The sequence below is a fragment of the Labrys sp. (in: a-proteobacteria) genome (assembly GCF_047605565.1).
GTDB lineage: Bacteria > Pseudomonadota > Alphaproteobacteria > Rhizobiales > Labraceae > Labrys > Labrys neptuniae.
Genome location: NZ_JASGFM010000025.1, coordinates 59,731 through 82,847, shown reverse-complemented (window position 1 = coordinate 82,847; position 23,117 = coordinate 59,731). Strand labels below are relative to the sequence as shown.

16 protein-coding genes and 1 tRNA gene are annotated in these 23,117 nt (G+C 62.7%); 7 read left to right on the top strand and 10 right to left on the bottom strand.

Features of this window, described 5'->3' with window-relative positions:
- Positions 1-8: 8 nt before the first annotated feature.
- The 3 genes from QM672_RS21030 to QM672_RS21020 are packed head-to-tail and all read left to right on the top strand — an operon-like array spanning position 9 to position 7,662.
- Positions 9-1,373, top strand: a complete 1,365-nt coding sequence (locus QM672_RS21030; protein ID WP_415084888.1) for an efflux RND transporter periplasmic adaptor subunit — start codon at positions 9-11, stop codon at positions 1,371-1,373.
- Positions 1,370-4,558: an efflux RND transporter permease subunit gene (locus tag QM672_RS21025; protein WP_415084886.1), complete on the top strand. Its 3,189-nt coding sequence runs from the start codon at positions 1,370-1,372 to the stop codon at positions 4,556-4,558. Before QM672_RS21030 ends, QM672_RS21025 begins: the two co-directional genes overlap by 4 nt.
- Complete coding sequence (locus QM672_RS21020) at positions 4,555-7,662, top strand: efflux RND transporter permease subunit (protein WP_415084884.1); 3,108 nt, start codon at positions 4,555-4,557, stop codon at positions 7,660-7,662. The genes QM672_RS21025 and QM672_RS21020 overlap by 4 nt, the downstream gene beginning before the upstream one ends.
- 149 nt (positions 7,663-7,811) lie before the next feature.
- On the opposite strand, the gene QM672_RS21015 is transcribed toward QM672_RS21020, so the two are convergent.
- Together QM672_RS21015 and QM672_RS21010 are read right to left on the bottom strand one after the other, a co-directional pair.
- Positions 7,812-8,492, bottom strand: a complete 681-nt coding sequence (locus QM672_RS21015; protein WP_367622708.1) for a haloacid dehalogenase type II — start codon at positions 8,490-8,492, stop codon at positions 7,812-7,814.
- A 177-nt stretch (positions 8,493-8,669) separates the two neighbouring features.
- Positions 8,670-9,476 (bottom strand): class I SAM-dependent methyltransferase, encoded by an 807-nt coding sequence (locus tag QM672_RS21010; protein ID WP_415084881.1) that lies wholly within the window; start codon positions 9,474-9,476, stop codon positions 8,670-8,672.
- Between the two features lie 385 nt (positions 9,477-9,861).
- On the opposite strand from QM672_RS21010, the gene QM672_RS21005 reads away from it, so the two are divergent.
- Positions 9,862-12,663, top strand: coding sequence for an ornithine decarboxylase (locus QM672_RS21005; RefSeq protein ID WP_311938379.1), 2,802 nt, complete (start codon positions 9,862-9,864; stop codon positions 12,661-12,663).
- A 346-nt stretch (positions 12,664-13,009) separates the two neighbouring features.
- On the opposite strand, the gene QM672_RS21000 is transcribed toward QM672_RS21005, so the two are convergent.
- The 6 genes from QM672_RS21000 to QM672_RS20975 form a co-directional block, all read right to left on the bottom strand.
- A complete protein-coding gene (locus QM672_RS21000; protein ID WP_311938378.1) occupies positions 13,010-14,230 on the bottom strand; it encodes an ROK family protein in 1,221 nt (406 codons plus the stop codon).
- Between the two features lie 227 nt (positions 14,231-14,457).
- On the bottom strand, positions 14,458-15,219 hold the full coding sequence (locus QM672_RS20995) for an SDR family NAD(P)-dependent oxidoreductase (RefSeq protein WP_311938377.1): 762 nt from the start codon (positions 15,217-15,219) through the stop codon (positions 14,458-14,460).
- Between the two features lie 23 nt (positions 15,220-15,242).
- Positions 15,243-16,187: an ABC transporter permease gene (locus QM672_RS20990; RefSeq protein ID WP_311938376.1), complete on the bottom strand. Its 945-nt coding sequence runs from the start codon at positions 16,185-16,187 to the stop codon at positions 15,243-15,245.
- Positions 16,188-16,189: 2 nt separating this feature from the next.
- On the bottom strand, positions 16,190-17,692 hold the full coding sequence (locus tag QM672_RS20985; protein ID WP_311938374.1) for a sugar ABC transporter ATP-binding protein: 1,503 nt from the start codon (positions 17,690-17,692) through the stop codon (positions 16,190-16,192).
- Positions 17,693-17,704: 12 nt separating this feature from the next.
- Positions 17,705-18,664: an ABC transporter permease gene (locus QM672_RS20980; protein ID WP_415084877.1), complete on the bottom strand. Its 960-nt coding sequence runs from the start codon at positions 18,662-18,664 to the stop codon at positions 17,705-17,707.
- A 123-nt stretch (positions 18,665-18,787) separates the two neighbouring features.
- The gene (locus QM672_RS20975; RefSeq protein WP_415084875.1) at positions 18,788-19,879 is read right to left on the bottom strand and encodes a sugar ABC transporter substrate-binding protein; all 1,092 of its coding nucleotides are present in this window, start codon (positions 19,877-19,879) and stop codon (positions 18,788-18,790) included.
- A 463-nt stretch (positions 19,880-20,342) separates the two neighbouring features.
- Between QM672_RS20975 and QM672_RS20970 the strand changes: the two genes are divergently transcribed.
- The 3 genes from QM672_RS20970 (at position 20,343) to QM672_RS20960 (ending at position 21,657) form a co-directional block, all read left to right on the top strand.
- Positions 20,343-20,432: transfer RNA gene (locus QM672_RS20970), tRNA-Ser, on the top strand.
- A gap of 412 nt (positions 20,433-20,844) precedes the next feature.
- A complete protein-coding gene (locus QM672_RS20965; protein WP_415084873.1) occupies positions 20,845-21,153 on the top strand; it encodes a hypothetical protein in 309 nt (102 codons plus the stop codon).
- A gap of 51 nt (positions 21,154-21,204) precedes the next feature.
- The gene (locus QM672_RS20960) at positions 21,205-21,657 is read left to right on the top strand and encodes a hypothetical protein (RefSeq protein WP_415084871.1); all 453 of its coding nucleotides are present in this window, start codon (positions 21,205-21,207) and stop codon (positions 21,655-21,657) included.
- A 188-nt stretch (positions 21,658-21,845) separates the two neighbouring features.
- Here QM672_RS20960 and QM672_RS20955 read toward each other — a convergent pair whose 3' ends face one another.
- Together QM672_RS20955 and QM672_RS20950 are read right to left on the bottom strand one after the other, a co-directional pair.
- Positions 21,846-22,286, bottom strand: a complete 441-nt coding sequence (locus tag QM672_RS20955) for a hypothetical protein (RefSeq protein WP_311938369.1) — start codon at positions 22,284-22,286, stop codon at positions 21,846-21,848.
- Between the two features lie 217 nt (positions 22,287-22,503).
- A complete protein-coding gene (locus QM672_RS20950; RefSeq protein WP_415084869.1) occupies positions 22,504-23,034 on the bottom strand; it encodes a dihydrofolate reductase family protein in 531 nt (176 codons plus the stop codon).
- Positions 23,035-23,117 lie beyond the last annotated feature (83 nt).

Genomic DNA, 23,117 nt, shown 5'->3' with positions numbered 1-23,117 from the left:
GAGTTGAAATGCCCAAACTTTCGCGCAGCCTCGCGACATTGGCCATTCTACTGGCTGCCGGAGCCGGGGCGGCCTATCTGACGCGTGATCGCTGGCGCGCCTCGGCCCCACCATGGCTGCAGGCCTATCTGCCGCCGGCCGAGAGCGCGGACCAGGGCAAGCCCGCCGCACCAAGGGCTGGCGGCGGACGGCGCGGCCGACGCGGCAGCTTCGATGGCGGGCCCCTGCCGGTGCTGATCGCCGAGGCCAAGACAGCCGATGTGCCGGTCTACCTCTACGGTGTCGGCACCGTGAAGGCGTACAATACCGTGACCATCACGCCCCAGGTCAGCGGACAGATCGTCGACATGCCGTTTCGGGAGGGGCAGGACGTCAAGAAGGGCGAGGTGATCGCTCGCATCGACGATTCGACCTACAAGGCAGCACTGGACCAGGCGATTGCCAAAAGAGCTCAGGACCAGGCCCTGCTCGACAATGCCAAGCGCGACCTCCAGCGCTATATCGGTCTGGCCGCCAGCAATTCGGTGACCCGGCAGACGGCCGATACGCAGCGCTCCACCGTGGCGCAGTACGAGGCCCAGCTCAAATCGGACGATGCGGCCATCGCCAGCGCGCAGGCGACCCTGGCCTATACCACCATTACCGCACCGATCGACGGCCGCGCGGGCATCCGCAGCGTCGATGTGGGCAATGTCGTCCAGGCGTCGGGCAGCACGGGACTGGTGACGCTGACCCAGCTCAAGCCCATCGCCGTGCTGTTCTCGGTGCCGCAGCAGGCCCTGGCCGAGATCGCACCGGCCGGCGGCAAGGAGCCTTTGCAGGTCGAGGCCCTCCGCGGCGACAACAAGGTGCTGATCGATACCGGCAAGCTCGAAGTCGTCAACAACGAGGTCGATGCCAGCACCGGCACGATTCAGCTCAAGGCGATCTTTCCCAACGAGGCCCTGGGCCTGTGGCCGGGCGCCTTCGTGAATGCCAAGCTCAAGGTGAGAACGCTGGCGGGTGTCGTGGTTGCGCCGACGGCAGCGATTCAGCGTGGCCCCAACGGCACCTTCGTCTATGTGCTCGGCGATGACGGCACCGCCAAGATGCGTCCGGTCACCGTCAGCCAACAGGGCGATCAGCAAGTTGTCGTCGATAGCGGCCTGAAAAATGGCGAAAAGATCATCACCACCGGCTTCGCCAGGTTGAGCGACGGCGCCAAGGTCGAGGTTTCCAAATCGGGCGCAGTACCGGCCGAGGAAGATGAAGAAGGGCTGGGCGCGCCGGCTGCCCAGCCGGAAACCGGTAGCAAGACGGAGGGAGGGGAAGGCCAGCCTCAACGCAAAGGGCATCGTCGCCAGCAGGGCGGCGGCGCTGCGCCGGCGCCATGAACGGGGTCTCCGCCCCCTTCATCCTTCGGCCGATCGCCACCTCGCTGCTCGGTATCGCCGTGCTGCTGGGAGGCCTGCTCGGCTACTTTGCGCTGCCGATCGCTCCCCTGCCCCAGGTCGATTTCCCGACCATCCAGATCACCACCCAGTTGCCGGGAGCCGAACCGGAAACCATGGCCAAGCTGGTGACCGCCCCCTTGGAGCGCAATCTCGGCCAGATCCCGTCGATCGCGACCATGGTGTCGTCGTCGGCCTTCGGCATCAGCCAGATCACGCTGCAATTCAATCTGGACCGCGACATCGATGGGGCGGCCCAGGACGTGCAGGCGGCCATCAATGCCTCGGCGTCCACCCTGCCCTCGGGGCTGCCCTATCCGCCGAGCTACGCCAAGGTGAACCCGGCCGACACGCCGATCCTGACCCTGGCGCTGCGCTCGAAGACGCAGACCATCCGGAACCTGTCCGACATGGCAGATACCCTGCTGGCCCAGCGTTTCGCGGAGGTCAGCGGCGTCGGGCATGTCGACGTGCAGGGGGGCGTGCGCCCGGCCTTGCGGGTGCAGGTCAATCTCGCCCGGGCCGCGGCCTATGGGCTGGGCCTGGAGGACATCAGGCTCGCCATCACCACCTCGACAGTAGCCGGCGCCAAGGGGTCGCTCAATGGCGCGGCCCAATCCTATACGATCGCGGCCAATGACCAGATCAGTGCGGCCGATGCCTTTGCCGATGTGGTGATCGCCTACCGCAACAGCGCTCCCGTGCGTCTCAAGGACATCGCCAATGTGGTCGAGGGCCTGGAGAACGCTCGCGTGGGTGCCTATTACAACGGCCAGCCGGCCGTGGTGATCGACATCATGCGCCAGCCAGGCGCCAATGTGATCGCCACGGTCAAGAGCGTGCTGGCGGCGCTGCCGGAACTGCGCCGCAGCCTGCCGGCCGATGTCTCGCTCGAGGTCGTCAACGATCGCACGCAGACCATCCAGGCCTCGATCGACGAAGTGGAGATGACCCTGGCCCTCAGCGTCGGCCTGGTGATTCTCGTCGTCTTCATCTTTCTCAGAACCCTGCGTGCCACCATCATCGCCGGCGTCGCCCTGCCGCTCTCGCTGATCGCTTCCTTCGGCGTCATGTGGTTCTGCGGCTTCAGCCTCGACAATCTCTCGCTGATGGCGCTCACTATCGGTGCCGGCTTCGTGGTCGACGACGCCATCGTGATGATCGAGAACATCGTGCGGCACATCGAGGAAGGAGAGAATCCCTTTGATGCCGCGCTCAAGGGCGCCAAGGAGATCGGCTTCACCATCATTTCGCTGACGGTGTCGCTGATCGCCGTCTTCATTCCCCTCCTGTTCATGACCGGCATCGTCGGGCGCATGTTCCGCGAATTCGCCCTGACCCTGACCATCGCCGTGGTGGTCTCGGCCGTGATCTCGCTGACCCTGACGCCGATGATGTGCGCACGCCTGCTCAAGTCGGGCCATGGCGAGCGCAAGGGGGTGCTGGATTGGATCGACCGTGGCTTCGACACCGTCATCCGCGGCTATCGGGCCAGCCTGGTGTGGACATTGCGCCATGGCTTTCTGATGCTGCTCCTGACATTGGGCACCCTGGCGACCACGGTCTGGCTCTATATCGCCATGCCCAAGGGCTTCCTGCCCCAGCAGGATACCGGGCTGATCACGGCCGTGATCCAGGCGGAGCCGACGGCCTCCTTCGATGCCATGAAGAAGGCTCAGGCGACCATTGCCGACATCGCCCGCAAGGATCCCGATGTCCTTTCCGCCATTGCCAGCATCGGCGTTTCGGGAAGCAATCTGACCTCCAATACCGGCTCGCTCTCCCTGGTGCTCAAGCCGCGCAACGAGCGCAGGGCGGACGCCACCGATATCATCCAGCGCCTGCAGGCCGAGACCAGCCGGCTGCCGGGCCTGCGCGTGACCTATCAGAGCGTGCAGGATATCCGCATCACGGCCCGAGCCGGACGCGCGCCCTACCAGTATACGCTGACCGGAACCGATGCCGGTGACGTCGACCGTTGGGCCGATCAGCTGGCCGCCGAGCTCGAGCGCTCCGGTGTGATGCGAGACGTCACCTCGGAGGTGCAGAATGGCGGCGCCAGGCTCTTCGTGGATGTCGACCGCGACACCGCCTCCCGCCTCGGCGTCTCCATGCAGGACATCTCCAACGCCCTGAACAACGCTTTCGGCCAGCGCCAGATCGCCACGATCTATGCGCAGGCCAACCAGTATCGCGTCATCCTGGAGGCCGAGCCGGACGACCAGGTGGGACCAAGCGTACTCAGCCGCATCTATGTCGCCAGTTCCGCCAGCTCCTCCGGGCTTGCCACCACCACCAATCCTACAGCGGGGACGGTCGGCGCCAGCGGAACGGCAACCAACATACCGACGGCATCGGGCGCTGCCGACAATCAGGTCCCCCTCAACGCCTTCACCAGCATCCGCCACGAGACGGCGCCATTGGTGGTCGAGCACGACGATCAATTCCCCTCGGCGACCATCAGTTTCGACGTCGCCCACGGCGCCTCGCTCAGCGATGCCGTTGCCGCGATCCGCAAGGCACAGGCCGCGATTGGCATGCCGGCGTCGATCTCCACCCGTTTCACCGGCGATGCGGCTGAGTTTTCCTCCTCGCTCGCCAACCAGCCCTGGCTGATCCTGGCGGCGGTGATCACCATCTATATCGTGCTGGGCGTCCTCTATGAGAGCGCCATCCATCCGGTGACGATCCTCTCGACGCTGCCGTCGGCCGGCGTCGGCGCCCTGCTCGCGCTGGAATATACCGGACACGAGCTTTCGCTCATCGCGCTGATCGGCATCGTGCTCTTGATGGGCATCGTCAAGAAGAACGCCATCATGATGATCGACTTCGCCATCGAGGCGCAGCGCGAGCAGGGCATGGATCCGCATGAGGCGATCGTCACCGCGTCCGCCCTGCGCTTCCGTCCCATCATGATGACCACCCTGGCCGCCCTGTTCGGTGCCCTGCCCCTGGCGCTGGGCCACGGCATGGGATCGGAACTGCGCATACCGCTCGGCATCACCATCATCGGCGGCTTGCTGCTCAGCCAGTTGCTGACGCTCTACACCACGCCGGTGATCTATCTCGGCTTCGAGCGGTTGCGCGAGCGCCTTGCCCGCAAGCCACAGGCGGTGCCGCAGGCATGAGCATCTCGGAGCCCTTCATCCGCAGGCCGATCGGCACCATCCTGCTGGCAATGGGCCTCCTGCTGGTGGGGCTCGCTGCCTATCGCCAATTGCCGGTCTCGAGCCTGCCTGCCATCGACCTGCCGACCATCGTGGTGACGGCGAGCCGACCCGGCGCCGACCCGTCGACCATGGCTGCCAGCGTCGCGGCGCCGCTGGAGCGCAAGCTCGGCTCGATCGCCGGCGTGACCGAGATCACCTCGCGCTCGTCGCTCGGCTCCACCCTCATCATCATCCAGTTCGATATTTCGCGGAATGTCGACAGTGCGGCCCAGGACGTGCAGGCGGCCATCAATGCCGCAGCTTCCGACCTGCCATCGGACCTGTCCACGGCGCCCTCCTTCCGCAAGTTCAACCCGAACGCCCGTCCGATCCTGATCCTGGCGATGACCTCGGACACGGTCGGTGCCAGCGACATGTTCGATGCCGCCGACAGCGTGATCGTGCAGCGTATCTCCCAGGTCGAGGGGGTCGGCGAAGTCGCCGTCAGCGGTGCCGATCAGCCGGCGATCCGGGTTACGCTCAACCCAGACCGCATCTCGGCCATGGGCCTGTCGATGGAATCGGTGCGCCAGGCGATCGTGGCCGCCAACGCCATCAGCCCTCTCGGTTCCCTGGATGGCCCCGACATCGTCATGGCGCTCGATGCCGGCGGCCAGATGTCGGCGCCCGAAGACTATGCCTCCATCATCATCCGCGCCGGGAACGGCACCGCCGTGCGGCTTGGCGACATCGCCACCGTGGAGCGCGGCGTGCGCAACCTCAACTCCAGCGCGAGCTATAATGGCAAGCCGGCCATCCTCCTCAACATCACCAAGGAGGCCAATGGCAACGTCATCGATACCGTGAACGCCATCAAGGCGTTACTGCCTGTTCTGAAGGCAAGAATTCCGGCCGGCATCGACATCGACATCCTGACCGATCGCACCACGACGATCCGCGCCAGTGTCGACGACATGCAATGGACGCTGATGGCCTCCGTCCTCCTGGTCGTGCTGGTGGTCTTCGTCTTTCTCCGCCGCTCCACGCCGGTCCTGGCAGCCGGTGTCACCGTGCCCCTCTCGCTTGCCGCCACCTTCGGGGCGATGTGGCTGTCCGACTTTTCCATCGACAATCTCTCCTTGATGGCGCTGGTCGTCTCGGTCGGTTTCGTGGTCGACGATGCCATCGTCATGGTTGAGAACGTGCATGCCAAGCGCGAAGCCGGCCTGCCGCCGCTGCAGGCTGCGATCGAGGGCGCCCGGCAGATCGGCTTCACCGTGGTGTCGATCAGCCTCTCGCTCCTGGCCGTCTTCATTCCCTTGCTCTTTGCCGGAGGAATTACCGGCAAGTTCTTGTTCGAATTCGCGATGACGCTGGCTTTTGCGGTGATCGCCTCGACCGTGATCTCGCTCACTCTGACGCCGATGATCCTGGCCCATCGCGGCCATGACAGCATCGGCTCCGGGCGGGGGATGTTCGATCGCCTGGTCGAGGGGATATTGCAGCGGGTCGTGAGCTTCTATGGCGCCAGCCTGCGCGGCGTGCTCAATCACGGATTTCTGACGCTGCTTGTCATCTTCGCCACGGTCTTCGGCACCGGTTGGCTCTATTATGCCTTGCCGAAATCGTTGGTCCCTCAGGATGATGGCGGCTTCATTCAAGGTTTTTCTCAAGCTTCCTCAGATGCGTCCTACGACGCGGTGGTGGTCTGGCAGCGCGAGGTCGCGGCCATCATTCAACGTAACCCCTATGTCACCGGGGTCGGTTCCTCTATCGGTTCGAGCCCCTTCGGGGGCACCAATTCCGGCCAGCTCAGCATTTCCCTGCTGCCTCCGGACCAGCGCCCGCCCACCGAGGAGGTCATTGCTCAATTGCGCAAGGGCGTGCGGGCCGTCGCCGGGCTCAACGTCTTCATGTTCTCGCCGCAGGACGTATCCGCGGGAGGGCGCCAATCCCAGTCGCAATACCAGTATACGCTGTGGTCGGGTGATGCCGACCTGCTGGTCGAATGGGCGCCGAAGGTGATGGAGAGGCTGAAAAGCGTGCCGGGCCTGACCGATGTCAATTCCGACAGGCAACGCAACGGGTTGCAAGCAAAGCTTGTCATCGATCGCGAGGCTGCCGCACGCCTCGGTGTGGCTATTACCTCCATCGACAGCGCCCTCAACAACGCGTTTTCGCAACGGCAGATCTCGACGATCTATACCCAGCGCAACCAATATCGCGTGGTGCTCGCCGCCTCCCCCGAGCAAAGCCGCGATCCCGGCGACATGACGGGCCTCTACGTCCCCGGCCGGTCGGGCCTGGTGCCGCTTTCGGCGGTTGCCTCGGTGGAGCGCGGGCTCGCGCCGCAGCAGGTCAATCATCAGGGCCAATATCCGGCTATCACCCTCTCCTACAATCTGACGCCGGGTACCAAGATCCAGGATGCATCGGAGGCCATCGAGGCGGCAGTCGCCGGCATGCACCTGCCTGCCGATATCCGGGGGGAATTTGCCGGCGATGCCAAACAGGCGGCCCAATCCGGATCAAGCCAGCCCCTGCTGATCCTGGCGGCCCTGCTGGCGGTCTACATCGTCCTCGGTGTTCTCTATGAGAGCCTGGCGCATCCGCTCACCATTCTTTCGACCCTGCCATCGGCTGGATTGGGTGGGTTGCTCGCCCTGCATTTCGCCAATATGGAACTGACCATCGTTGCCTTCATCGGCATCATCCTGCTGATCGGCATCGTCAAGAAGAATGGCATCATGCTGGTAGATTTCGCGCTGGAGGCCGAACGCGAGCGCAATCTCAGCGCCAGGGACGCAATCTTCGAGGCCTGCCTGGTGCGATTCCGTCCGATCCTGATGACCACGCTTGCCGCCATTCTGGGCGCCCTGCCCCTGATCCTGGCGACCGGTCCCGGTACGGAACTGCGCCGTCCGCTCGGCGTCACCATCGTCGGGGGGCTGATCGTCAGCCAGATCCTCACGCTCTATACCACCCCGGTGATCTATCTCATGCTGTCGCGCCTCCACCGGCGCTGGAGCGTCAAGCCTCAGAAACCGCCAGGAACGACGGTGCAGACATCAAATTCCGGTTAGCACGACACCTACGCCTGCATGAAGGCGTTCTATGCGGAGTGTCAGTCTCCTGGCCGACATCCGACTCGCCGGAAAGCGCTTCGTTTTCAGGATGTCAGCCAGGAGACTGACACTCCAAATTCCTTCGCATGAAAACTGCAACCGTGGCCCTAAGCGAACAGGGCCGCGAGGTCCTTCAGGCTTTCGCCGGTGGCATAGGCAGAAACGCCTAATCTTTCCGCTGGTTGCTCGGCGCGGTTTACCCAATAGGTGCGATAGCCGAACCAGGTTGCGCCGCAGATATCCCAGCCATTGGAGGAGACGAAAAGGATACGCTCGGGCGGCAGGGCCAATCGAGTGGTTCCCAACTGATAGGCAGCCCTCGCCGTCTTGTAGCAGCCGGCCGCATCGACACTGAGGATATCGTCGAAGAGGCCATCGAGGCCGGACGACCGCAAGGCTGCTTCCAGCATGGCTGGCGTGCCGTTCGAGAGGATGCCGAGCCGCACCCCCTTCTGCCTGAGATGTACCAGGGTTGCAGGCGCTTCAGGAAAGCTCGGCAAGAACCAGTAGGCGGCCAGCAACTCCTCCCGCTTTTGCCGAGAAGCTGTGAGGCCGAGCCGCTCGATCGAATAATCCAGGGCATCGGCCGTGACCGAGGCGAAATCGGCGTAGTTTTCGCTGATCGTACGCAGCCAGGTATAGTTGAGCTGCTTGTCGCGCCAGAGCGTGGCGAGCTGGGCGCCATGCCCCGGAAAAGCCTGCTCCGCCTTTTCTGTGATGAAGCCAAGGTCGAGCAATGTGCCGTAAGCATCGAACAAAACAGCCGAAAAAGGCACGGACATACTCATCGATGAACCCTGCAGCAATCTGTCATGACAATGGGTGAACGATGGGGCGGACTGCCGATGATGCCTTCCGCCGGACTGTTTCCAGAAGCCTTTCAAGCATCTGGTCGGCGTCGCGGCAAGCTGATTGCCAGGAGTGGTGCGAAGATCGCCAGATGGCGACAATATGTGGAGTGCCTCTCAAGGCCGCCTTGCCACATAGATCGCCGTCATGAAATGCCGCTGAGCCCTGCCCCCGAATTCCTCGTCGACAATGGCTCCGAGACGACCGAGGAACGCCTGGCGCTCAATTTCCGGCAGGCGGGCGACGGGGGAAAAAGTCGCCGTCAGCCCCAGGATTTGTTGCCTGTTCAAAACAGGGCGCCAGCGCAGTTCCTCGGCGACGATGGATCGAAAACCCGCCTGCTCAAGCTCGGCGATGCGGCGCTTCCTATCGAGGCCGAAATGCCCCTTCGGTCCATCGCCATGCGAAGGGCTTTTCGACAATCGCTCGAACAGCGCATGCGTGCGTTGCTGGAATGCGTCGGGCTCGTCAGGGTCTCCGAAGATGTTCCACCACATCGCCCAATGGCCGCCAGGGTGGAGGAGATGGAATGCCTTGGTCAGGGCGAGGTCGGGGTCGACCCAGTGCAGGGATGTCGCGGCAATGCCAAGATCGAAGGAGCCGGGCGACAGGGCCGCTTCTTCGAACGGACCGACCTGCACGGCCAGCCGCTCCGCATAGGCGGCCTGGCTGTCGACGAGAAGGGCTGCCAGCTTCGCGTCCGGTTCGACAGCCGTCACCCGGCAGCCCATGGCAAGCAAGGGAGCGGTCGCCAGGCCGGTCCCGGCGCCGACCTCGAAAACGGTCCTGCCCTCGCCCGCCCCGCAGCGGGCCCTGAGGATATCGAAGACACGCTCGGGATAGCCAGGGCGGAACGCGGCATAGGCGCGGGCATTCTCCCCGAAGAGCACCCTGCCAGCGGTTCGCGCGATCGTCGATGCCATGGCGTTACCCGTCTGCCCTGTTCTGGTGTGTCCGAGTGCCGACTAGCCCCTCGTCGTCCTATGGTACCTGCCTATTCGGAAGATGAATGAATAACCGGCCACCCCTTTCGAAATAGCTCGGATGGGCGCTGAAATCCGCTTGTGCGACATCCCGGTGACTGTAATCTGACTGCCAATATCAAGAGATGCAGGGGGGATTGGCCGACAGATTCGACATTGAGCCGATCAGTATCTTCGACGATGCGTGACGGGCGTGATGGTTGCATAAGGGAATGTGCCTGGGCCGAAAGCGAAAGCACAGTCCTGAGAGCTCAACCTATGATGTCCGCTACCACCTCTCACGGAAGAAATCACAAAGTATAACGATAATGCGTTGGAGGAACATATGAGTGCCGGGGTCTCGTTCGACAAAAGCAAGAACTCGCTGAGCCGTCATCGCAGCGTATGGGAAATGCGCTCCGAAAGCTGGATCGGCCTTGTCGACGATCTGAGCCGATTGGTAGCCCTCCCGCCCGACCATCCCGAACGCCAGTCCCGGCTTGCCCATATCAACGAGCTGATTGCCGCTTTGGTGCCGATCGAGAGCTACTGGGCCTTTCCGGGCGGCAGGGTTTTCGCGGATCTCTGCAGCTGGATCGAACGGGGAGAACTGGCACGCGCCCACCAGACCGCGCGCCGCATCCATCGCGTGCTGGTGGCCCGGACCTATCGGCATGAGGCAAGCTCGCTCGAAGGAGAGGGCGAACTGCCCTCGCAGATCGAGACCGAAAGCGAACGCCAGGCGCAATTGTCGCGTCCCTATTTCGAGGTGCTCATCGTCGACGAGATGTCGGCGAGCGAAGAGGCGGCGCTACGCCGGCGCGTCCAGCGCAAGCGCCATGCCGAGGATGAGTTCGTCTTCGACATCGTCATCGTGCCCAGTTTCGAAGACGCCCTGATCGCCACCTTGGTGAACTTCAATCTGCAGGCGGTGGTGATCCGCCACGGCTTTCCGTTCCGCTCGATCTACAGCGACGATATGCTGCGCCGCTTTCTCGACGGCGTTCAGGACGGCATCGAGACCATCCCCGAATTCGAGCGCGGCCCCCTGCTCGGCCGCCAGATCGCCCGCTTGCGTCCGGAACTCGATCTCTATCTGGTCACCGACATGAAGGTGGAGGACATCGCGGCGACTGCCGGGGAGGTATTCAAGCGCATCTTCTTCGGCGAAGAGGACCACGTCGAGCTCTACGGCGCCATCATGCAGGGCGTCGGCGAGCGCTACCACACGCCGTTCTTCGACGCGCTGCGCGACTATGCCAAGCAGCCGACAGGGGTGTTTCACGCTTTGCCTCTCGCCCGCGGCAAGGCCATCCTCAATTCGAGCTGGATCGGGGATCTCTCGCAATTCTACGGCATGAACCTGTTCATGGCCGAGACGTCGGCAACGTCGGGCGGCCTGGACTCTCTGCTCGATCCGGTCGGGCCCTTGAAGATCGCCCAGGAACATGCTGCCCGCGCCTTCGGCGCCCGCCGTACCTATTTCGCCACCAACGGCACCTCGACCTGCAACAAGATCGTGGTGCAGGCCCTGGTGCGGCCCGACGACATCGTGCTGGTCGACCGCAACTGCCACAAATCGCATCATTACGGCCTGGTGCTGGCGGGCGCGCAGGTCGCCTATCTCGATTCCTATCCGCTCGACCAGTATTCGATGTATGGCGCGGTGCCGATCCGCCACATCAAGGAGCAGTTGCTGACCTTCAAGCGCGCCGGCACGCTCGATCGCGTCCGCATGGTGCTGTTGACCAACTGTACCTTCGACGGCATCGTCTATGACGTCGAGCGCGTCATGCTGGAATGCCTGGCGATCAAGCCGGATCTGGTCTTCCTGTGGGACGAGGCCTGGTTCGCCTTCGCGCGCTGCCACCCCGTCTATCGGCCGCGCACGGCCATGGCCACGGCGGCGCGCCTTGCCGAGATGTTCAAGGATCCCGGCTACGCCAAGCGCTATGAGGAGTTCGCGGCCAGCGTCGATTGGGACGACGAAGAGGCTTTGCTCGAACGGCAGCTGATCCCTGATCCCGACAAGGTACGCATACGTGCCTATGCCACGCACTCCACGCACAAGACCCTGACGGCCTTGCGCCAGGGCTCGATGATCCATGTCTGGGACCAGGATTTTAGGGACAAGGCGGAGGAAGCCTTCCACGAAGCCTATATGACCCATACGTCGACCTCGCCGAACTACCAGATCCTCGCCTCGCTCGATGTCGGGCGGCGGCAGGTGGAGCTCGAGGGTTACGAACTGGTACAGCGCCAGCTCGAACTGGCGATGAATTTGCGCGACCAGGTGCAGGCGCATCCCCTGCTCAAGCGCTATTTCCGCTTCCTGGCGGTCGGGGACCTCGTGCCGCTGCAGCACCGGGAATCCGGCGTCGAAAGCTATTTCAACGAGGAGACGGGCTGGAACAATTTTGAGCTCGCCTGGCGCACCGACGAGTTCGCGCTGGACCCAACCCGAGCGACGCTGGCGATCGGGGCCACCGGCCTCGACGGCGACACCTTCAAGAACAAGGAGCTGATGGATAAATACGGCATCCAGATCAACAAGACCTCGCGCAACACCGTCCTGTTCATGACCAATATCGGCTCGACGCGCTCGGCGGTGGCCTATCTGATCGAGGTGCTGGTCAAGATCGCCCGGGACCTCGACCGCCGTGCCGCCGACATGAGCAGCATCGAGCGCCGCATCCATGCCAAGAAGGTGCGGTCGCTGACGCTGGAGCATCCGCCCCTGCCCGACTTCTCCAGCTTCCATCGCGCCTTCAGGGGCGACAATCTCACCAGCAATACCCAGACCCGCAATGGCGACATCCGCAGTGCCTTCTTCCTGTCCTATGACGACAGCAATTGCGAGTATGTGAACATGATGGAGGCGTCACGGGCGATCCAGGCCGGGCGCGAGCTGGTCTCCGCCCTGTTCGTGATCCCCTACCCGCCGGGTTTCCCCATCCTGGTGCCCGGCCAGGTCATCAGCATGGAAATCCTGCAGTTCATGTCGGCGCTCGACGTGCACGAGATCCACGGCTATCGCCCCGATCTCGGCTTCCGCATCTTCAGCGAGGAGGCCCTGGCCCGTACCGAAGAGCGGACCCTGGCCAAGACGACCGTGATCCAGGCCCAGCAGGAGGCCATGCAGAACTGAGGTACCGTCTGCAAATAGCTGGGCGCCACTTTTGTCATGCTCGGGCTTGACCCGGGCATCCAGGGGTCGCCTTCGACGTCTGGAAGGAGGGGCTGGATTGGGGGCAAGCCCGGCAATGACAAAGGTCGAGCCAATTCGATTCGTCTATTGACGCATGGATCCCATAGCGGTTTGTGATTTCTTGGAATCACCAAGAATCGCAAAGACGCGTCCAAACAAAGAGTTAGAGAAAATAAGCGTTCACACTTGAACGCGTTTTGCTCTGGGGGACGATGCCCGAATGCCGGGAAGCGTTGTTCACTGGCATTCGGCTTGAAACACGGCCGAGTGGCTCCCGAAAATCCGATCAGAACAGATTGCCATAGAGCGGCATGGCGGCGGCACCGAGGGCTGCGACGAGGTCGCTCGGTGCCTGCGCCCGCTCCAGCACGATCGGCTTGGGCCGTGCATTCATCTGATAGGCGGCAACGGTCCGTCGGGTGCGCTCGACGAGGCGTCCGAGCACGGGTTCGGGCAGCAGGCCGCTCATCAGGATGCTGGAGATGTCGACGATATTGGAGACGCTGGTCAGGGCGCGGCCGAGATCGGTCCCCGCCTGCTCGACCCAGCGGCCGAGATCGGGATCGTCGCAAAAGCCCGGCGCGGTGAAATCGAGGGCCTCGACAGTGGGCTTGCCCAGGAAACGCGCCAATCCGCGCAGAGACACCACCGTTTCCAGGCAGCCGCGGGCGCCGCAATAGCAGATCTCGCCGTCGGGATAGGTATGGATATGGCCGATCTCGCCGGCATTGCCGTAGGAGCCGCGCACGGCGCGTCGGTTGAAGATCAGGGCGCCGCCGAGGCCATAGCCGACAAAGGCATAGATATAGCTCGGCAGATGATGGCCGCCGCCGAACCAGTATTCCCCCAGGCCGGCCGCGGCTCCGTTTATGGCGATGAAGACATCGTGGCCGATCAGGTCCGACAGCGCCTTTTCGAAGGGATAATTGCGCCAGGCGGGGTACTGGCTCGATTGCCCTACGGCCCCTCTGTCGTGATCGACCGGCCCCATGACGGAAACGCCGACGCCCAACAGGCGCTTCGGCCGCAGCGGATGGGCGTCGAGCCGGGAGAACAGCGTGGCGAGCAGATGCGTCGAAGCTTCGGGTTCCTCGATCCGCAACTGCTCCTTTTCATGCGCGATGATGTTGCCGGCGACATCGACGAGCACGGCGCGGGCAAATTCATGATCGAAATGCAGGCCGATCGTGGCGGCGTAGCCCGAGATCAGGCGCAACCCGCGGATGGGCTGTCCCAGGCGGGGACGCCCGGCTCGATCCGCCGCGGGCGCGGCCGCGACTTCCGCCACCAGTCCTTCTTCCATCAGCGCCGCGACGATCTGGGTGATGGCGGAAGGGGTCAGGCCCGTTTCGGCAGCGAGATGCGTGCGCCCGATTCCGGGCGATTGCCGGATGCCCTCGATCACCAGGCCGCGATTGAGATCGCCGACCCGCGAGGCATTGTAGCCTCGCTGCCTGCGCCGCCCGACGGACGATGGGGCCGGTCTTTCCCGGTTGGACTCATTCATGACGCGACCAAAACCGGCAGGGCTTTCGGCCCTGCCTTGAGAAACATAGGTTGTTCACCCTAAAGCGCTTTGCGATTAGGCGGTATCACCAAGAATCGCAAAGCCCCTTTCGCCGAGCCCTTGAAGCGCCCTGGAAACAACGGGCTGGAGCACACAGGCGCTGACGTCAGAACACATCTTGCTCCAGCCGCGACAGCCCGGTCCATCCAGAGCCGGAACGAGCGGGATCAACGGGTCAGATAGCCGCCGTCCACGACCAGGACCTCACCGGTGACATAGCTCGACGCCGGCGCACACAGGAACAGCACGCAGGCGGCAACTTCCTCCGGCTGTCCCACCCTGGCCATCGGTGTCATGTCGCGCCAGATCGGAAACCATTCGGGGTTCTCGATGCCGCCGCGCGACATGTTGGTGTCGATATAGCCAGGCGCCACCGCATTGACGCGGATGTTCTCGGCCGCGAATTCGCTGGCCAGGCTCTTGGTCATCATGTGAACCGCGGCCTTGGAAGCGTTATAGGCGACCTGGTTCTGCGGTACGTTGGAAATGAAGCCGGAAATCGAGCCGACATTCACGATCGCGCCGCTGCCTTGCTTGCGCATCGGCACGAGCGCGGCGCGGCAGCCACGGAAGACGGCATCGACATTGGTGTCCATCACCTGGCGCCAGCGTTCCTCGTCGAAATCGGGGGTGTCGCCATGGCTGGCAATGCCGGCATTGTTGACGAGAATGTCGAGCCGCCCCCAGCGTGCGAGGGCGGCATCGACCAGCTGCTGCGGCGCGGCCGGATCGCGAATGTCGGCCTGGACGAAAGCAACGTCATAGCCGGCATCGGCCAGGCTCTTTTCGGCCTCCTCGACCTTGCTCCGGCCTGAGATCAGGAGCTTGGCTCCGGCCTCGCCGAGGGCGTGCGCGACGGCGAGCCCAATGCCGCGATTGCCGCCGGTGATGAGGGCGGTCTTGCCGTCCAGACGAAATTTCTCGAGCATTCGTTTTTCCTATGTGGTGGTGGTTATTTCATCACGCCCTTGGGCGCATGGCCGCTGTTCAGGCAGACGGCCAGGATCAGGATCGTGCCGAAGACGATCTGTTGTGCCAGGGCATTGACCCCGACGAAGGTCATGCCGGTACGAAACACGGCAATCAGCATGGTGCCGGCAAGGGTCCGCAGGACGCCGCCATTGCCGCCGGTGAGCGAGGTGCCGCCCAGCACCACCGCGGCAATGGCCGGGAGCAGGAATTCATTGGCGATGGTTGGCGTTCCGCTCGACAGACGCCCTGCCAGCATGATCCCGGACAGGGCGGCAAAGGCGCCGGCCAGGGCGAAGACGGCAAGCTTGATCCTGGTAACGCGGATGCCGGACACGGTCGCGGCCGGTTCGCTGCAGCCCACGGCCTTCATCATCTTGCCGAAGGGCGTTGCCTGCTCCAGCACGAAGGCCAGCATGAAGACGACGAGACTGACCCAGATTTCGTTGGGGAGGCCGAGCGTGGAGCCGATGATCCAGCCCAGGGTGTCGTTGCGGACGTCGCCGGCGATGCCGATAGCTCTCTGGCCCGAAATCCACAGCGCTGCCGTCGCCGCAATGCCGCCCGTGGCAAGGGTGGCGACGAAGCTGGGGATGCGCAGCTTGCCATGCACGAAGCCCGAAAGCAGGCCGAGCAGTCCGCCGATGACGATGGCGGCCGGAATGGCGGCCAGGCCGTATCCCGGCAGCAGAAGGGCGAGCACGATGGAGGCGACGGCTGCTACCGATTGCATCGACAGATCGACCGAGCCGACATAGATCACGAAGGTCATGCCGAGTGCCATCACGAACAGCGTGGCATTGTCGGCCATCAGGCCGATCAGCGTCATGGGATCGAGAAAGCGGGCGTCGAACAGGCCCACGACGAGGATGGCGAGGACCAGTGCGATCCAGGGCAGATAGGGATTGAGGAAACGCAGGCGAACCATGCTCACACCATGTGCCGGATGAGGTCGAGCGGCTCAGGCGGCGGCACCGCCATCGTGTCGAAGCGCGCCGTCTGGCGCCCGTCCTTCATCACGATGATCGTGTGAGCCAATCCGAGCGCCTCTTCCAAAGTGTCGCCGATCAGGATGACGGAACAGCCATTGGCACAAAGCTCGCGGATCAGGCCGTAGACATCCTCCTTGGCGCCGACATCGAGGCCACGGGTGGGATGATCGAGCAGGAAGATGCGGGCTCCGGCATTGTACCATTTCGCCAGCACCACCTTTTGCTGGTTACCGCCCGACAGGTTGGCGCAAAGCGTGTCGGCGCTGGGCGTCTTGATCCGCATGCGGTCGATGAGGTTGCGCGTCGCGCGGCCGATCTCGCCGAATTTCAGGATGCCGAAGCGGCTCATGCCCCTGAGATGAGCGAGGCTGATATTCTCCTCGACCGACATTTCCTCGACGATACCCTCGAATTTGCGCTCGCGCGGGACATAGCCGAGGCCCAGGGAGACGGCCTGGCTCGGGGAGACGAAACGCAGATTGCGGCCGCGATAGTGGGCGCTGCCGAGGTGAATCTTCTCCAGGCCGAACAGGCTGCGGATCAGGGCCTCGCTGCCGGCCCCCTCGGTGCCGACGAGGGCGAGGACTTCGCCGACGTGAAGATCGAGATCGATGTCGGCATAGGCCCGTGCCCGCGCCAGCCCCCTGGCCTGCAGGGCTATGTCCGCCCCGAACGGCGCCCGTCCTTCCTCCTTGTAGTAGGAACCCGTGGCGGCGCGCCCGACCATCAGGTGATGGATGCGCTCGGGGCTCGCCTCCTGCTTGGCCATCCGGCTGACGACGACACCATCCTTGAGGACATAGATCCGGTCGGAAATGTCGATGACCTCGTCGAGCCGATGCGAGACGAAGATGATGCCGGCCCGCTGCTTCAGCTTACGGATCGCGTCGAAGAGAATATCGATCTCCGCCTGCTCCAGCACGGAAGTCGGCTCGTCGAGCAGGATGCACAGGCTTCCTTCCACCGCCTCCTCCAGGGTCAGCACCTTGGCGAGCTCGACCATCTGGCGTTGCGCGAAGCTGAGCTCTGAGGTGGCGGCCAGGGGATCGATGTCGAGGCCAACCTTGGCGAGCTGATGCCTGGCGGCGGTGGCCATGCGCCGCCAATCGATGCGACCGAGGCGGATGAACGGGCTTTCGTGACCCAGGAAAATGTTCTCCGCCACCGACAGATTGGTGATCAGGGACTGCTCCTGGAACACCATGCCGATGCCGCGCGCCGCCGCATCCTTCGGGCCGGAGATCGAGGCCGCCTTGCCGTGAATGCGGATCTCGCCCGCATCGGGTTGATTAATGCCGTTGAGCACCTTCATCAGCGTCGACTTGCCGGCCCCGTTCTCGCCGACCAGGCCGACGACCTCGCCGGGCTTGACGGTGATCGAGACATTCTTGAGGGCCTCGACCTTGCCGAAGCGCTTGGTGATGTCGAGAAGTTCGAGCATGGCGCCGGCCCCTCACTTCACCACGGAGAGTGCGCGCAGGGGCGTATTCAAGAGAACCGCCCCGATGATCACCACGCCGAGCACGCCCTGCTGCACGAAGGTCGGCAGGCCGATGATGATCATGCCGTTGTTGAGCACCATCACGATCAGCACGCCGACGAGCGTGTTGAACACCCCGCCCTTGCCGCCGGTCAGCGCAGTTCCCCCCACCACGACGGCACTGATCGCGGTGAACAGTTGTCCGCTGCCGATCAAGGCGCTGCCGGCGCCCAATCGCGCGCAGGCGAGGATGGCCCCTACCCCGAAGAAGACCCCCGCCAAGGTGAAGGCGAGGATGCGGACGCGCCCGGCTGCGACGCCGGAAGCCTTGGCAAGATCCTCGCCGCCACCCAGCGCCATGATGTGACGGCCGAGGCGGGTATGATCCTGCACATACCAGGCGATGAGCAGCATGAAGGCTGCGACATAGACGGCCAGGGGAACGCCGGCCAGACGAGAGAGCGCCAAAGCGCGGATCGACGGATCGAGGATCTGCACCCTTTCACCACCGAGCAGGACCGTGGCGAGGCCGGTGCCGACGAAACCCATGCCGAGGCTGACCATGAAGGACGGCACCTTCATGGCCACATGGATGGTGCCGACGATGCAACCGAAGGCAGCCGCCGTCGCAAGCGCCAAAGGCAGTGCGAGCAGGCCGAGATCGAAGCCCGAGCCGGTGGAATTGGCCACGAAGGCGCAGAGCGCTGCCGCCGTCACCGCCATCGATCCCTCGATGGACAGATCGATGGATCCCATCAGGATGATGAAGGTCACGCCCAGGGCCAGGGTCAGCGGCGCTGCCGCCGACGCGGCCACGCGGATGAGATTGCCGAGCGAAAGAAAATGCGCGTCCAGCAACGAAATGCCGAGGCACAGGCCGAGCAGGACCAGAACCGGCGCAGCACGCGCGAGGGATTGTCTGGAGATCACCATTTCGACTGTCTCGGTTCGAGAGTTCCGTACAATCCTTGCGAGAGGGGCGATGCGCGAACGCCGGTGGGGAAAGGCTGGGAGAGACCTTGCCCCGCGTGTCGCGCATCGCCGACGGGCGCGATCTCAGTAGGTGATCTGGCCCGTAACCTTGCCCCACAGATCGTTCCAGTCGACCTTGGGTGTCTCGTCGATATTGGCCTTCCAATAGGCCTCGACATCCGCCTGCGTGATCATGACACCGGTACCGTAGAACTCGCGGTGTTCCTTGGGTTCCTTGGAGGGAGAGAAAGCGCCGGTCGCCGCATGATAGCCCAGGGAAAGGGCGATGCCGCCGATCCAGTAGGGATTCCAGTCGACGGTCGCGGCCATTTCCTTGTTGCGGATCGCCGTGACCGCGTCCTTGGTGCCGTCGATGCCGGTGACCTGGACCTTGCCGGCCAGGCCTTCGGCGCGTAGCGCCTCGAGCGCACCGACGGCCATGCCGTCATTGGCGGCCCAGATGCCCTTGATCTTGTCGCCGAAGCGCGTGATCCAGGCGGCCACGACATTGTTGGCCTTGGTGGAATCCCAGTCGGCATCCTGGAAATCGAGGAGTTCGACCTTGCCATTGGCCTTGATTGCATTCATCAGGCCCTGCTTGCGCTGGATGGCGGGGGCATTGGAGGCAATGCCGCCAAGCGCCACGATGCCGCCCTCACCACCGAAACTGTCGAACAGGGCCTTGGCCGTCTGCTCGCCGGCCGGCACGCCGTTGAACGACATGTGGGCAACGTAGTTGTCGCCGAAATCCCAGGGATGCAGATCGTCGGGCTTGTTCCACACCGTGACGACATGAGCACCGGCCTTGGCGACGGCTTCCACGATCGGCCGGGCATCGGGAACATCGTTGGGATCGACGCCCAGCACCAGCTTGTTGCCGACCTTGGCCAGCATGGCCTTGATGTCGGCGATCCCTTTTTCGCTGTTGCCCTCCGTCACCAGAGCCGCATAGGGCGCACCCACCGTATCGGCATAGGCCTTCGAGCCCTTGTCCCAGGCGACATGAAAGGCGTTCGAGAGCGAACGGATCGAGCTGGCAAATTGCAGGTCGGATGCCGCGAAGGCACGCCTTGCACCGGCAGGCAGCAACAAAGACCCGGCCGCGAGGGCCGAACCGATCAGAAAGCGACGGCGTTCGATCAGCGCCGCCTCGATGAAATCAAGGCCAGAAGCCATTGGACTATTCCTCCTCGGATCTCGTTGTTCGAGAGACGGCTTTTCATGCTTATGGTTCGCGCCGTCGATCTTTAATTAAATTGATGAATTTAAGTGAGTCAAGCGCGTTTCTTACGTGGGTGAGACGAGGGTGCGCCTGTCGGATGGCACAGGGAATTGGGGATGGGACGTTGCCGAACCTTGATCCCGGAACCGTGGGTGTGTTCGAACCACGCTGGCGAAGCCGCGGGCGCTCAAACCGCGCAATCGCTGCGGGTTGCTTCGGGATGGCGTTGGCTCGTTCGCCGATGCCGACGCCCGTCTACAGGGCCGGCGGCAAAGGCCGGATCGCGGCATTCGAGCGTCCATCGCCGCCGGCATGAGCGATCTAAGACCTTTCTCGATGCAGAAGGTCTTGACGAAGCCCCCTACTCTGCTAGACCGCCCCTATTCGCGTGACCTCGTTGCGAGCGCGCGAATATGTGGAAGGGTGGCCGAGTGGTTTAAGGCAACGGTCTTGAAAACCGTCGTAGGCGCAAGTCTACCGTGGGTTCGAATCCCACCCCTTCCGCCATTTCAATCTCTTCTGACCACTTCAAATGCCGCCATTTCTTGCTCTGGCGCACTCGCCTAGCCCAGGCTTGTCGCAGCAATCGTTGCTGTATGAGCGATTGGCCAAAGTTGAGCAGGCCACAATGTCCTGAAGGGATACCTATCTGGGCGCACCCCTGCGGTCGCGCGAAGGGCGACCCTGGCTGTTGTCCGATTAAAACCATTTCCGCTCTCGGAGCGGCCACGCCGCCGATTGGCACCGCAAGAAAGCGCCGGCAGGCACTTCCTGTTTCCGCTGGTACTTTCCACACAGTTCAGTTTTTTATAAGTCTGGTGAGTTTCCAACGTTTACATGGCTAAGAACACCCATAGTGCACTCTCACAAATGCCCTTCAGGTATCTTGCCTACCGGTTGCACCCGCTAAGAATGAAGCATGTCAGACAACGGCAGCATCCCGACCTCCCCGCCACCGAAGGCGGAAGAAAAGTGCAAAAATATGTTTGGTTTGCGCCCTCTTAAAATTGCACTTATCGCCGCAGGCATCGCGGTAATTGGCTGGCAGATCGCGGTTACAGAATGGAACGTCAATAATTTACGCACAAGGGGTTTCGAAGACTTCGTTATCGAGGGCACGAGAATGCACGCTTATTTCCCTCTCATCGGTGGCATCATAGGCTCCGCGGTAAGCATATTTATTGTAAAATTGGTCAAAAATACATGGAAATCGAGGAACAATAATTGAGTGCTTTTTCCACTTGGAAGCGCATCTGCGGCCAAATCATCAAGGTATCATATGCATGAAGATCTGAAATATGCCAAAAATGGCTGCATGATTATCCGACTTTCTATAACTATTCTTTCATTGTCCTTCTATGCATTCGCCCTGTGTTTGCCTGCAATTCATGGCCATGGATCAAGCTTATATGGTTTGTTTTTGTTATTGTTGGGGTGGATTAAAGCTATGACTCTCGAATGTGAGGCTTGGCTGGCAAATCCGATCTTCGCGATGTCGCTCATATTCTTCCTTGCTGCGGAGTATAAAATATCAGCGCTGTCGGCCATCGTAGCCGCCCTAGTCGGATTGGATACCTTTCGCCTTGAACGGTTTGAGATCGATGAAGCGGGTAATTGGGTTCCGTTCGAGCGCGCAGGTTCAGCCTTCTACGCCTGGGAACTGAGCTTCGTCATTTTGGCGGCCGGTGCTCTCTATCTTTGGAAACGGACGCAACAGCCCGCTTCCCCATAGATAATACGCATAGGCGCGCGTACCTCTTATCCAAGTCCGGCTACACTAACGGCTGAATGAGACGGCGAACTGCGACGTTCGGGCCGCAAGATGCTCGCGGGCCATGGTGAACAAAGTTGGCGGCCGTCATAGAACGCAAAGCGAAAGATACCCGCCATCTTCCGATACGGCCGCCATTGCAATCGCCCTTACTTCATTGAGATCGCCAGGCCGGTGACATCGGCGTTGACCTGCAGACCGACCTGCCTGCCCTGGAGTTCAAGCTGGGCACCCTTTCCGTTGGTCATGACGATCACCTGCGCGCCCTTGCCGACGGCGCCGCCGCCGCCTGCCGCGCCATAGACCCCTGTCGCGTCTCGGACGCGGTAAATATTGCGCACCCTGCCCTGGAAATAAGTCTTGGACGCGCCGAAAGCGAGGCCGCCCGAGATGCCGCCGATGGAGATGGGATAGCGGCGACCATGGAAGGTCAAGGTGCCCTCACCTCCGGAGCCTCCCACGAAGAAGGCGGCCTTGTAGACGTAAAAGCGGATCGTACCGCTGTCGGCTTGGGCGGAACTGGCGAGGCCGATGCCGGCCGTAGCGACAACCGCAGCGACGATTGTGCGAAATCTGGGCGAAATATTCATGATGCACATCTTTCAAAATTGCCGGTGACCCGGCGAAGGGCATGTGAGCGTCATGCCAAAGCTAGAGCTAAACAGTCTCGCCCGTCGTTGGTTCCAGGCATGCCGGTTCGAATGGCCGCCCCCCTGGCTTCATCGAACGGCCTTCAACGCGACCATCGCCACTTGCGGACAGTATCGCCCCGATGCGCTGGCGCGATTCCCCGGGGGCGTTGTGTGATCAGGCAGGCACATAGGTCAACCGGATCACATCCGTGCCGATCAAGTCGCTGGCCACAAGGCGCAGCGGCGGCCGGGGGCCGGCAAAGAACGGCTTGCCGCGACCGAGCACGATGGGGTGGAAGTAGAGGCGATATTCATCGATGAGGCCAAGATCGGTCAGGCTTTGAGCCAGGTCTGGTCCTGAAACCGAAATCTCCCCATCGAGCTCGCTCTTCAACCGGCCTATCAGAGCCGCAATGTCCTCCGCGACAAGCGTGGCGTTGGGGCCGACTGATTTCAACGAGCGCGACGCGACCCATTTCGGCTGGCCACGCCACGCCGCCGCGAAAGCGCGGAGATCCGAGGTCCACTCAGGATGGTCTTCATCCCAATAGCGCATGACCTCGTACATGCGGCGGCCATAGACACTGCCCGCCAGATTACGCACATGCTCTATCCAGTGACGGAAGAGCGTGGGATCCGGCGCGAAGTCCTGGTGGTCGACATAGCCATCCAGGGACAGATTCATTCCGAAGATGATCCTCGCCATACCGCCAAGCCTCCAGCCCAAATCTCCTGGAATATTTTGACGGGCTGCCGGATATGGCAATCAAATTCGCAGATTGCCGGGGC